Here is an 11,975-nt window from a genome sequence, read left to right as displayed (position 1 = left end):
TGTTGGGGAGATAAAATGAAATATGTACTGGCTATCGTTGTTGCCTTGCTTGTTTTCCCGGTTGAGGCCGCCGACTGGAAGGAGCGTGGCGATATTGGCGCACTTTTCAAAAGTGCGGGCATCAACGGAACATTTGTTCTTTATGATATTGCCGATGATGCATATATTGGCTACAACCAATCCAGGGCTGAGACGAGGTTTGTCCCGGCTTCAACCTTCAAGATTCCAAATACGCTGATTGGGCTCTCGGTTGGCGCGGTTAAGGATGTGGATGAAGTCCTGCCTTACGGCGGCCAGCCACAGTTTATGAAAGAGTGGGAAGAGGATATGGGCTTGAGAAAAGCCATTGCCCTGTCCAATGTTCCGATTTATCAACATCTCGCGCAGCGTATTGGGCTGGAGCACATGCGGGAAAACATCATGAAAATGGATTACGGGAACAAGGAGATTGGTTCCCAGGTGGATCGTTTCTGGCTCGATGGCCCGCTCAAGGTCAGCGCGATAGAGCAGGCTCGGTTCCTTGCCAGGTTGGCTCAGGGCATATTGCCGTTCCCCGCAGCGTTGCAGGCAAGCGTCAGGGAAATTGTCCAGGTGGATCAGGGTAAGGACTGGGTGCTATATGGCAAAACCGGTTGGGAGAGTGCCCCTAATCCCGGAGTCGGATGGTGGGTGGGATGGGTGCATAAAAACAATCGTATTTACACATTCGCCTTGAATATGGATGTTCATAGCGCCGTTGATGCAGACAAGCGAGTGGTGCTTGGCAGGAAAAGCCTTGCACTGTTGGGAGTATTGTAAGCGCAGGGCGCATTCGCTTGCAGACGTTTAGGCGAGTTGTCCTAGCGTCACTCTTTCATGCCCTGCCAGATCAGTCGCGGTGCCGATATTGGCAAAACCATGCTGTTGCAGGAGAGAGCGCACCGCAGCGCCTTGCTGATAGCCGTGTTCCAGCATGAGCCAGCCGTTGGTAATGAGATGGTCCGCGGCTTGCGCACTGAGGATGCGGATGTCATCCAGGCCGTCTGCGCCGGAGGCCAGGGCGGCGATGGGCTCAAAGCGCAGGTCGCCTTGCTGCAGGTGCGGGTCGGCGGCTTCGATGTAAGGAGGATTGCTGACGATGAGGTCGAAACACCGGCCGCCCAGGGCGCTGAACCAGTCGCTGCGGAGCGCTGTGACATTGTGCGCGGATAATTGCCGGGCATTCTCCCTGGCAATCGCGAGCGCGGCTTCCGAATAATCCACGATGGTGACCTTGGCTTGCGGCCGTTCGAGCGCCAGCGTGATGCCGATCGCCCCTGTGCCGGTGCCCATGTCGAGGATCTCGCAGGTTTGGCCAACTGGGATGCGATCAAGGGCGGCTTCCACCAGGGTTTCGGTATCGGACCGTGGGATCAAGGTGTCTGGCGTTACGATGAAATCCCTGCCATAGAATTCGCGCCTGCCCAGGATGTGGGCAACGGGCTCCCCCTCAATGCGCCGGGCGAGCAATGATTCAAACCGTGCGCGAAGCGCATCTGTCACGGCTTCATCGCCATGTGCAATCAACCAGGCGTGGTCGACGTCGCCAAGACTGTGCTGCATGAGTGCGCGGATTTCTATGCGTGCCTCGTTCAGATCCAGGCCACTGGCTTGCTGCAGGCGGTTGGCGGCGCATGACACGAGGTGCTTGAGCTTGGCCATGGCTAGGTGCTTAGCGGTGATGGCGCCAGAGGATGGCCACGATCACGATATTGGCGGCAAATACCGCAAACCCGAGCCAGCTGAAATGCGCGAGCAATTCCAGTATCTCGAATGGCAGGTAAAGTCCAGCGCTGGCCATGCCGAGCACGACAGCCCAATGCCGGCCCAGCCATAGGCCGTAGGCTTCCAGCAGGCGGATGACGGCATAGAATATGGCGCCGAATGCCAGTACCGCTAACCTGGGCTCAGTGATGTTGCCCGCCCAGTGCAACAGGATGCGTGGGTAATGGTTGGCAGGGTTGAGGTGTAGGTGGCGGATAAATGTTTCCGCATGGCTTTGCCAATCTGCATTGATGTAGCGGAATAGTGCCAGCGATGCAGCGAGTACTATGATGCCCTTGCTGGCCTCGAATACGGCAATGGTACGTACGCTCGCCGACATGGCTTAGTTGTCTTCGCCCAGCGTGGCGAGCAGGTCGGCCTGGTGTTCTGCCGCCAGGGCATTGATCAGCTCATCCATGTCGCCTTCGGTGATGGCATCAATCTTGTACAGCGTCAGGTTGATGCGATGGTCGGTGATGCGACCTTGCGGGTAGTTGTAAGTGCGTATGCGCTCACTACGGTCTCCTGAGCCGATCAGGCTGCGGCGCTCGCTGGCGATCTTGCTTTGTTGCTCGTCAACTTGCTTGGCCTTGATGCGTGCAGCGAGCACTTGCATTGCCTGAGCCTTGTTGGAGTGCTGGCTGCGGCCATCCTGGCATTCCACCACGATGCCGGTGGGGAAGTGGGTGATACGCACAGCAGAATCGGTCTTGTTGATATGCTGTCCGCCGGCACCAGAGGCGCGGAAGGTATCGATACGAATATCTGCCGGGTTGATGGTGACATCGCTGACCTCGTCCACTTCCGGCAATACCGCCACGGTGCAGGCCGAGGTGTGGATGCGACCCTGGGTCTCGGTTTCCGGAACACGTTGCACACGGTGTCCGCCGGATTCGAACTTGAGTTTGGAGTAGGCACCGAAGCCCTCGATTTTGGCGATGATTTCCTTGTACCCGCCCACTTCGGATTCATTGGCGGAGACGATCTCGACTTTCCAGCCTTGACGTTCTGCATAGCGTGAATACATTCGGAACAGGTCGCCCGCGAACAGCGCAGATTCGTCGCCACCGGTGCCCGCGCGGATTTCCAGGAAGATGTTGCGCTCGTCGTTGGGGTCCTTGGGCAGCAGCAGCTTCTGCAACTGTTTCTCGATGTCGTCGAGTTTTTGTTTGCCTGCCTCGGTTTCCTCTTGTGCAAACTCCTTCATCTCCGGGTCGGCCAACATGGCCTGGGCTTCCTTGATATCGATTTCAGCTTGCTCGTAGGCGCGGAACTGTTCGACGATGGGTGTGATTTCGGCATGTTCGCGCGTGATCTTGCGATAATTGTCGATGTCGTTAGTCACGTCCTCACTGGACAGCAGGCGGTTCAGTTCGTCGAGGCGCTCGCTCAAAGTGGCGAGCTTTTTGATCATTGAAGGTTTCATTGCTAGGAAAGTAGGGAATACTTTATTTAAGGAGTTGAGAGGGAAGGCTAGTGGTGAATCTGGTATAGCTGGCGCAATGTCGCTTCCAGCTGTTCGCGATCTTCACCGGTAGCACTGTTAAGTGCATGGCTGGGGCCGTGCAGCAACTTGTTGGTCAGGGCGTTGCTCAGTGCGTCCAGAACCTGTGCAGGATCATGCCCGCGGGCAAGTAACTTGCGGGCCTTTTCCAGCTCGTTGAGGCGGTGGCGCTCCGCCTGCTCGCGCAAGGCACGGATGGTCGGTACCGCGCTGCGGGTTTTCAACCATTGCATGAAGTTTTCCACGCGCATGTCGATGATGGCTTCGGCTTCCGCCGCGGCTTCCTGGCGGTTCTCCATCCCTTCCTGGACTATCTGGGCCAGGTCGTCCACGGTGTAAAGGAACACATCATCGAGTTCTCCTGCTTCGGGCTCGATATCGCGCGGCACTGCCAGGTCCACCATGAACATGGGCTTGTGCTTGCGGGCGCGGATAGCGCGCTCCACCATCCCCAGGCCCACAATGGGCAATTGGCTGGCAGTTGAGGTGATGACGATGTCGAATTCCGCGAGGCGATCGGGTAGATCGGCCAGCAGCATGCTGGTGCCACCAATGCTGGCAGCCAGCTCTTGGCCGCGTTCCAGCGTACGGTTGGCGACAGTCAGTGATAAGGGTCGGTGTGCTGCGAAATGCTCGGCACAGAGTTCAATCATTTCGCCTGCGCCAATGAACAGCACATGCTGGTTGTTCAGGGCGCCGAAGATACGCTGTGCCAGGCGGGTGCTGGCCGCCGCCAGCGAGACCGAGTTGGCGCCGATATTGGTATTGGTACGCACTTCCTTGGCGACGGAGAAGGTGCGCTGGAATAGTTTATGCAACAGTGTGCCCAAGGTACCGGCATTTTCCGCAATGCGGACTGCCTGCTTCATCTGGCCCAGTATCTGGGCCTCTCCCAGTACCATGGAATCGAGTCCGGAAGCCACGCGGAAAGCATGTTTGACGGCATTTTCCTGGGGCAGGGTGTACATGTAAGGAGCAATGGCTTGCGGCTTAAGTCTGTGATAGTTCGCCAGCCACTCCAGGGCCTTTTGCGGGTCATCGGTATTGCAGTAGAGTTCGGTGCGGTTGCAGGTCGACAGGATGGCGGCCTCGCGAATGCCGTGAGAGTTCAAGTCGCGCAGGGCGCCACTGAGATGCTCGTTCTGGAAAGCGACGTTCTCACGTATTGAAACTGGTGCGGTCGTGTGATTAACGCCGACTGTAAATAAGTGCATCCTGCAATTTTCCTGTATCGCGGCAACTTGAGCAACAATTTCAAGTAATTAAGCTAACTGTATTGCATGCCCGGCAGGCCGCTATCATACTCTCATTTGGTAGCGTTGAACCAAGCCATTGGTTGTTGGACCCAAGTATTTGGCTATCATCCCCCGCCGCTTATGGGAATAGCATGATCTTGGGCCGCGTATAAACCTGATTCCAGTATGGGTTTTGCAATAAGCGTTGCTGAGGCCGGGTGCGTTGACACATTTTCAGTTAAAATAACCATTTTTTACGCTATATAACCTCGACATCATGGCTAAACCATTCAGAATTGCCCCTAGTATCCTTTCCGCCAACTTTGCCAAGCTGGGCCAGGAAATTACCGATGTGATCACTTCCGGCGCGGATATTGTCCACTTTGACGTGATGGACAACCATTATGTTCCCAATCTGACCATTGGTCCGTTGGTTTGTGAGGCTATCCGCCCCGTCACGGATGCCATTATTGATGTGCATTTGATGGTGAAACCCGTTGACCGCATCATTCCTGACTTTGCCAAGGCTGGTGCCAATATCATTACTTTTCATCCGGAAGCTTCCGATCATATCGATCGCAGTTTGTCACTGATTCGTGACAACGGCTGTAAGTCAGGCTTGGTGTTCAATCCTGCGACGCCGCTGTCCTACCTGGACTACGTCATGGACAAGATCGACATGGTATTGCTGATGTCCGTGAACCCAGGCTTCGGTGGCCAGAAGTTCATTCCCGGCACGCTGGACAAGTTGCGTGAGGCGCGTGCCCGTATCGATGCCTACACGGAGAAGACCGGCCGCGAAATCTGGCTGGAAATCGACGGTGGTGTGAATCCATCCAACATCGCTGAAATCGCCCGTGCTGGCGCCGACACTTTTGTGGCAGGCTCTGCCGTGTTTGGCGCAGGAAAGGATACCGATCCCAACCGTTATGACACTGTCATCGGCGCATTGCGTGCTGAGTTGGCCAAAGTATAGGCAGCCTGCGCATGAACGCCCGAATCCTGAATTATCGCAGCAGCTGGCGATGGTGGCGCTGAAGTAGCCGCCTTGGCCCATGCTGATGCATGGGTGCCACCCCAATTGGAAATCATCAGGATTCGGGAGTCTTTATGCTGCAAACCATCAGTCAACACGAATTTGATGCCCTGGCCAGCCAGGGCTATAACCGCATTCCTCTGGTCGTCGAGACATTTGCCGATCTCGATACCCCGCTCTCGCTCTACCTGAAGCTGGCTAACCAGCCTTATTCCTACCTGCTCGAATCGGTGCAGGGCGGGGAGCGCTTTGGTCGTTATTCCATCATAGGTCTGCCTGCCCGCGTCCGTATAGAGGTGCAAGGCCAGACGGTCAGGGTGCTCGACGGCGATCAGGTGCTGGAACAGACGAATCATGTAAATCCGCTGGACTTCATCCAGGCCTACCAGGCCAGGTTTCGCATTCCACCGTATCAGGGCTTGCCACGCTTCACCGGAGGCTTGGCCGGTTATTTCGGCTATGACACCATTCGCTATATCGAGCGCCGGTTGGCGGGTAATGCCAAACAGGATGCGCTCGGCGTGCCTGATGTTCTGCTCATGGTGTCGGAAGAAATTGCCGTGGTGGACAATCTCTCAGGCAAGCTGTATTTCATCGTGTATGCCGATCCGGCAAGTGGAAATGCCTATACCCAGGGCATCCAGCGCCTGAACGCATTGGTACAACGCCTGCGCCAGCCGGTGGATATTCCGTATGCCGTCGCCATGCCGGTCACCGAGGCGCAGTCGGAGTTTGGTGAGGAGAGCTTCAAGGAAGCAGTGGCCAAGTCCAAGCAGTACATCTTCGATGGTGACATCATGCAGGTGGTGCTGTCGCAACGCATGGCCAAGCCTTTCACAGCGCCGCCGTTGTCGCTCTACCGTGCCTTGCGCAGCCTCAACCCCTCGCCCTACATGTTTTATTACGACATGGGGGACCATCATGTCGTTGGTGCTTCCCCGGAAATTCTCGTGCGCCTGGAGGATGAGACGGTAACCTCACGGCCGATTGCTGGCACGCGGCCCCGCGGCAAGACCCGAGAGGAAGATATCGCCTTGGCGGAAGAGCTGCTGGCCGACCCCAAGGAAATTGCCGAGCACGTGCAGTTGATGGACCTGGGGCGCAACGATGTCGGCCGTGTTGCGCAGGTAGGCAGTGTGGCGGTGACGGAGAAGATGGTGATCGAGCGTTATTCGCACGTCATGCATATCGTCTCTAATGTCGAAGGCAGGCTCAAGTCCGGTTTGCACGCGATCGATGTGCTCAAGGCGACTTTCCCTGCCGGCACCCTGAGCGGTGCACCCAAGGTGCGCGCGATGGAAATCATTGATGAGCTGGAGCCAAGCAAGCGAGGCATCTACGGCGGCGCTGTCGGTTATCTCGGCTTCAATGGCGACATGGATCTCGCAATTGCCATCCGCACTGGCGTGATCAAGGATGGTATGTTGTATTCCCAGGCCGGGGCCGGCATCGTCGCCGACTCAATACCGGAAAACGAGTGGATAGAAACCCAGAACAAGGCGCGCGCGGTATTGCGCGCCGCGGAGATCGTACAGGCAGGACTCGATAACAAGGAGTAGGCATGGCGGCAGCTAACAGTCGGATTCTGCTCCGGCTCATCATTCTGGCACTCGGGTGTTTTGCTGTTGGCATGCTGGCTAAGGTGCTGCCATTTCCTGCATGGCAAGCCAACCTGGTCTGGCTATCAGCAGGTGTTGCCGTCGCAGCCCTGCTCCGTTGGGGGATGGTCTACTGGCCCGCCATTCTTGGCGCGCATGTCGCGTTGGCATTTGCAACGTATGACCCTATTCCGGCCAATGCATTCTTGATCGCTGCGCTTCCTACGGCTTGCACGACCACTTACCTCCTTACCGCGTGGATCTTGCGGCTCAGCGGCTTCCATCATGCATTGGACAGGATACGCGCATTCCCATCATGATGTTGGGCGTCGCCGTGGGAATGCTGGTGTCCGCTGTGGTCAATGTGGCCATTTTGTACCAGGCACAGCTGGTGACACTGCAGCATGTATTGCCGGCCTTGCTGTTCGCCTGGCTCGTCAATGCGCTAGGCGTGCTCTTGTTGCTGCCATTGTTGCTGAATATCACCTGGGCCGAGATACGGAGTTTCTGGCAGCGGCGGGCGCGTTTCAGCCTGCTGGCCTTGCTTGCGGTGACGGTCGAATGGGCGATCTTCCAGCTTGTTCCGGACTATGCGGACCAATACATGTGGTTTGCCTTCCTGGTCTTGCCATTGGTGGTGCTGATTTCCATGCGCATGGGGATCACCGGCGTATCCATGGTGGTGCTTGCCTTGTCCATTGTGGCGCTCATGTCGGCCCAGGTCGATTACCAAGCCGGCCTGGATCACGCGGGGTATCAGCCGGTATGGGCGTTATGGGTGCTGATGGCGACACTCTCGATTGTCGGTATGCTGATTGCTGCCCTGCAGTCCTCGCGCGAGGTGACGGAAAGGGCATTGCGCCACAGCGAAACCAAGTTCAGGGCGGTGATCGAAAATGCCCAGGACGGTATCGTCAGCATAGATGAGGACGGCAGGCTGGTGGAATTCAATCATGCAGCGGAGGTCATGTTTGGCTATCGCCGCGAGGATGTGCTGGGAAAGATGCTGGTGGATATCCTGATTCCACTCTCGCTACGTGATGCCCACAGGCGGGGGCACGAGCGATATCTGGCTTCAGGGGTCAGTAAGATGCTCGACCGCAGGCTGGAGCTGAGCGCTTTGCGCGCCGACGGTACCGAGTTCCCGGTCGAAGTGACCATCACCTCGCTCAAGGAGCAGGGCCTGCCGCTGTTGACGGGCTTTTTCCGCGACCTGACAGAGCGCCGCAAGGTCGAGTCTGAAATCCGTAACCTGGCTTTCTATGATGCGTTGACTACCTTGCCGAACCGCCGCCTGCTGCTGGACAGGCTGCAGCAGGCGATTGCGGCAAGTGTCAGGCATGGCAGGCATGGTGCCGTATTGTTCATTGACTTGGATAACTTCAAGGCACTGAATGATTCACGCGGGCATGATATCGGTGACTTGCTGCTGGTGGAAGTGGCGCGCCGTCTGCGTCAGTGCGTGCGCAATGAAGATACGGTAGCCCGGCTCGGGGGCGATGAGTTCGTGATTGTGCTGGAGGATCTCAGCCTCAATCTGGAGCAGGCCATTGCGCAAACCCGGCAGGTTGCCCAGAAGGTCTTGGAGATCATCAACCATCCGTACCAGCTGGGCGAAATTGAGCATCATAATTCATCCAGTATCGGCATTGTCCTGTTTAATGGCAATTTCGTCAGCATGGAAGAGCTGCTCAAGCGTTCCGATACTGCCATGTACGAGGCAAAGGCGGCCGGGCGCAATACCTTGCGCTTTTTTGATCCTGCCATGCAGGCGGCCCTGGAAAGACGGGTCGATATGGAATTGCAGCTGCGCCTGGCGATCGTACAGAAGCAACTCAGGCTATTCTGCCAGGTACAGGTGGATGCCGAGCGCAAGGTCTTTGGGGCGGAAATCCTGTTGCGGTGGCAACATCCGGACCATGGACTGCTGGCTCCCAAGGAGTTTGTCGGTATTGCCGAGGACAGCGGGTTGATCGTGTCGATAGGCCATTGGGTGTTGTATAACGCCTGTCTGCAGCTCAAGGACTGGGAAGCTCGCCCGGGCTTCGACAGCTTGCAGCTGGCCGTGAATGTCAGCGCCCGCCAGTTCCGCCATGCTGATTTTGTCGACGAAGTCAGGAAGATCCTGCAGAGCACAGGCGCGGATCCCAGCCTGCTCAAGCTCGAGCTGACTGAAAGTGTGGTGCTGGACAATATTGCGGATGCGGTTGCCAAGATGAACGCCTTGCGTGAGCTCGGGGTGCGTTTCTCCATGGATGACTTCGGCACCGGGTATTCTTCCCTGGCCTATCTCAAGCGCTTGCCGCTCAGCCAGGTCAAGATTGATCGGTCGTTCGTGCGCGAGATCGCCGAGGATGCTAGCGATGCGGCTATGGTGCAGGCCATTCTGGCGATGAGCAACACACTGGGACTGAAGGTGATTGCCGAAGGTGTGGAGACCGAAGTGCAGTTTGAATTGCTGCAAAGCTATGGTTGCCGGTTTTTCCAGGGGTATCTGTTTGCCAAGCCCATGTTGATCCAGGATTTTGAGCAGATGGTGCAGGACAAGGACTTTTTTTTATGATCAATTGCGCCCAGAATAACAGATTCGCCCGGTGCAAGATGAAGGATGCACATTATGCTGTTGATGCTCGATAACTATGACTCGTTTACCTACAATCTCGTGCAATATCTGGGCGAGTTGGGGCAGAACGTCCAGGTCTACCGCAACGATGAGATCGACCTGGCAGGCGTAGCTGCCCTCAACCCTCGCCATATCGTGATTTCGCCCGGCCCCTGTACGCCCAATGAGGCCGGCATTTCCGTGCCGCTGATCCACGAATTCGCGGGCAAGATCCCCATCCTCGGGGTATGTCTCGGCCACCAGAGCATAGGCCAGGCCTTTGGCGGCAAGATCGTCCATGCCAAGCAGCTCATGCACGGCAAGACCTCCGAAATCCACCATGCCGACCTTGGCGTGTTCAAAGGCTTGCCCAATCCCTACACGGCAACGCGCTATCACTCGCTGGTGATTGAGCGCGAGTCGATTCCGGATTGTCTGGAAATTACTGCCTGGACAGAAGACGGCGAGATCATGGGTGTGCGCCACAAGACATTGCCGATCGAGGGCGTGCAATTCCACCCCGAGTCCATTCTCACCCAGTACGGCCACGAGCTGCTGAACAATTTCCTGAAAGCGTATTGATGAGCATGACCCCCAAGCTTGCCCTGCAGAGGCTGATCGACCATACCGATTTCACACACGAAGAAATGCTGGACGTGATGCAGCAGATCATGGGCGGCGCCTTCACCACGGTCCAGATCGCCGGCTTTCTTGCCGGCTTGCGCGTCAAGGGCGAGACCGTCACGGAGATTGCTGCAGCAGCGCAGGTGATGCGTGCACTTTCCAGCAAGGTGGAAGTGGAAGACAGCAGCTACCTGGTCGATACCTGCGGTACCGGCGGTGCTCCCACCAAGGCTTTTAACGTGTCCACGGCGTCGGCCTTCGTGGCTGCCGGAGCCGGTGCGCGTATCGCCAAGCACGGCGGGCGCGCAGCCTCGTCCAAGAGCGGCTCCGCCGATGTACTGGAGGCGCTGGGCGTCAATATCGGCCTCACACCCGAGCAAGTGGCCCGATGCGTGAATGAGGCGGGTATCGGCTTCATGTTCGCCCCTAACCACCATGCGGCGATGAAATACGCAGCGCCGGTGCGGCGCGAGCTAGGCGTGCGCACCATGTTCAATCTGTTGGGGCCGATGACCAATCCGGCAGGGGCCAAGCGTCAGGTGATGGGCGTGTTCGATCGCGACCTGGTCAGCCTGTTGGCACATACGTTGAAAAAGCTCGGTAGCGAGCATGTGATGGTGGTGCACAGCGCGGACGGGATGGATGAAATTTCCTTCTCCGCGGATACCTATGTTGCCGAGCTCAAGCATGGCGAGGTAAACGAATATACCCTCAATCCTGCCCAGTTCGACATGCCTTTGCATGAGATCGACAGCATCCATGTGGAAAACGCCCAGCAATCCAGCGAGATTATCCTCGGGGTGTTGTCTGGCGCGCGTGGCCCGGCGCGCGACATCGTCCTGCTGAACGCGGGGGCGGCGATTTACGTGTCCGGGATCGCGGGCGATTTGCAGGACGGCATAGCGCAGGCTGCCCATTCGCTGGACTCCGGCGCGGCATTGCACAAGCTGCAGCAGCTCAAGGCGCTGAGCCAGGCGGCATGATGCGCCTAGAGCCATGCCCTTCGGGTTGCCCCGGCAGCGCAGCCGCGCTGCAAATCCTCGCCGGACAATCAAGATGGCTTCGGTTCGTGCCTTGCATCGTTTACACCGCCGGGACAGCGCGCCCCATGAAAATATCGTGAACAGGTTCTTATGGTTGGTGGTTGCCATTGCAGCTGCCTATACCTTTTTCCATTTCACGCAGCCAGGGCAGCATGATGCTGCCGGGGTTCAGGCAGTATCGGTCTCTTCCCATGCTGCGGCGAACCAGCGGATAGCACAGGCATTCAGCCAGCGGGAGCATGGCGTGGCGGTACAATCTGCCGGCGTGGTGAGTAAAGTGCTGCCGGACGACAATGATGGGTCGCGCCACCAGCGCTTCATTCTTGAGCTGGATAACGGTATGACAGTGCTGGTGGCGCATAATATCGATCTGGCGCCCAGGCTGGATGGCCTGGAGGTCGGCGATGTCGTGGAGTTCAATGGTGTCTATGAATGGAACGCCAAGGGGGGCGTCATACACTGGACCCATCATGACCCTCGCGGCCAGCATGCGGGCGGATGGCTGCGCTATCAAGGCAGGTTGTATCAATAATCAGAAATATAGTCATGAT

12 protein-coding genes are annotated in these 11,975 nt (G+C 57.2%); 8 read left to right on the top strand and 4 right to left on the bottom strand.

Features of this window, described 5'->3' with window-relative positions; genetic code table 11:
- Positions 1 to 15: 15 nt before the first annotated feature.
- Positions 16 to 798 carry a class D beta-lactamase gene (blaOXA, locus tag MFLA_RS12640; RefSeq protein ID WP_011480695.1) on the top strand — a complete coding sequence of 261 codons (783 nt, stop codon included), beginning with the start codon at positions 16 to 18 and terminating at the stop codon, positions 796 to 798.
- Positions 799 to 825: 27 nt separating this feature from the next.
- Here the strand turns inward: blaOXA and prmC are convergent, their stop codons facing one another.
- From prmC to hemA, 4 genes are read right to left on the bottom strand one after another with little or no spacing between them, the layout of a single operon-like run.
- On the bottom strand, positions 826 to 1,680 hold the full coding sequence (gene prmC / locus MFLA_RS12635; RefSeq protein ID WP_011480694.1) for a peptide chain release factor N(5)-glutamine methyltransferase: 855 nt from the start codon (positions 1,678 to 1,680) through the stop codon (positions 826 to 828).
- Between the two features lie 10 nt (positions 1,681 to 1,690).
- Positions 1,691 to 2,122, bottom strand: coding sequence for a DUF2127 domain-containing protein (locus MFLA_RS12630; RefSeq protein WP_011480693.1), 432 nt, complete (start codon positions 2,120 to 2,122; stop codon positions 1,691 to 1,693).
- Positions 2,123 to 2,125: 3 nt separating this feature from the next.
- A complete protein-coding gene (gene prfA, locus MFLA_RS12625) occupies positions 2,126 to 3,208 on the bottom strand; it encodes a peptide chain release factor 1 (protein ID WP_011480692.1) in 1,083 nt (360 codons plus the stop codon).
- Positions 3,209 to 3,255: 47 nt separating this feature from the next.
- The gene (hemA, locus tag MFLA_RS12620; protein WP_011480691.1) at positions 3,256 to 4,500 is read right to left on the bottom strand and encodes a glutamyl-tRNA reductase; all 1,245 of its coding nucleotides are present in this window, start codon (positions 4,498 to 4,500) and stop codon (positions 3,256 to 3,258) included.
- 298 nt (positions 4,501 to 4,798) lie between these two features.
- On the opposite strand from hemA, the gene rpe reads away from it, so the two are divergent.
- The 7 genes from rpe to MFLA_RS12585 all read left to right on the top strand — a co-directional run bounded on the left by rpe (position 4,799) and on the right by MFLA_RS12585 (position 11,956).
- Positions 4,799 to 5,497 (top strand): ribulose-phosphate 3-epimerase, encoded by a 699-nt coding sequence (rpe, locus tag MFLA_RS12615; RefSeq protein ID WP_011480690.1) that lies wholly within the window; start codon positions 4,799 to 4,801, stop codon positions 5,495 to 5,497.
- Positions 5,498 to 5,631: 134 nt separating this feature from the next.
- Positions 5,632 to 7,116: an anthranilate synthase component I gene (trpE, locus tag MFLA_RS12610; RefSeq protein ID WP_011480689.1), complete on the top strand. Its 1,485-nt coding sequence runs from the start codon at positions 5,632 to 5,634 to the stop codon at positions 7,114 to 7,116.
- Between the two features lie 2 nt (positions 7,117 to 7,118).
- Positions 7,119 to 7,475 carry a hypothetical protein gene (locus tag MFLA_RS12605; protein ID WP_011480688.1) on the top strand — a complete coding sequence of 119 codons (357 nt, stop codon included), beginning with the start codon at positions 7,119 to 7,121 and terminating at the stop codon, positions 7,473 to 7,475.
- A complete protein-coding gene (locus MFLA_RS12600; RefSeq protein ID WP_195742011.1) occupies positions 7,472 to 9,718 on the top strand; it encodes a putative bifunctional diguanylate cyclase/phosphodiesterase in 2,247 nt (748 codons plus the stop codon). Before MFLA_RS12605 ends, MFLA_RS12600 begins: the two co-directional genes overlap by 4 nt.
- Before the next feature lie 54 nt (positions 9,719 to 9,772).
- Positions 9,773 to 10,339 carry an aminodeoxychorismate/anthranilate synthase component II gene (locus tag MFLA_RS12595; protein WP_011480686.1) on the top strand — a complete coding sequence of 189 codons (567 nt, stop codon included), beginning with the start codon at positions 9,773 to 9,775 and terminating at the stop codon, positions 10,337 to 10,339.
- Complete coding sequence (gene trpD / locus MFLA_RS12590; RefSeq protein ID WP_011480685.1) at positions 10,339 to 11,364, top strand: anthranilate phosphoribosyltransferase; 1,026 nt, start codon at positions 10,339 to 10,341, stop codon at positions 11,362 to 11,364. The genes MFLA_RS12595 and trpD overlap by 1 nt, the downstream gene beginning before the upstream one ends.
- Before the next feature lie 136 nt (positions 11,365 to 11,500).
- On the top strand, positions 11,501 to 11,956 hold the full coding sequence (locus MFLA_RS12585; RefSeq protein WP_229407060.1) for a DUF3465 domain-containing protein: 456 nt from the start codon (positions 11,501 to 11,503) through the stop codon (positions 11,954 to 11,956).
- Positions 11,957 to 11,975: the final 19 nt, after the last annotated feature.

It is taken from the genome of Methylobacillus flagellatus KT (assembly GCF_000013705.1).
Taxonomy (GTDB): domain Bacteria; phylum Pseudomonadota; class Gammaproteobacteria; order Burkholderiales; family Methylophilaceae; genus Methylobacillus; species Methylobacillus flagellatus.
The sequence above is the reverse complement of the archived record's forward strand: the minus strand, read 5'-3'. Positions and strand labels throughout refer to the sequence as shown.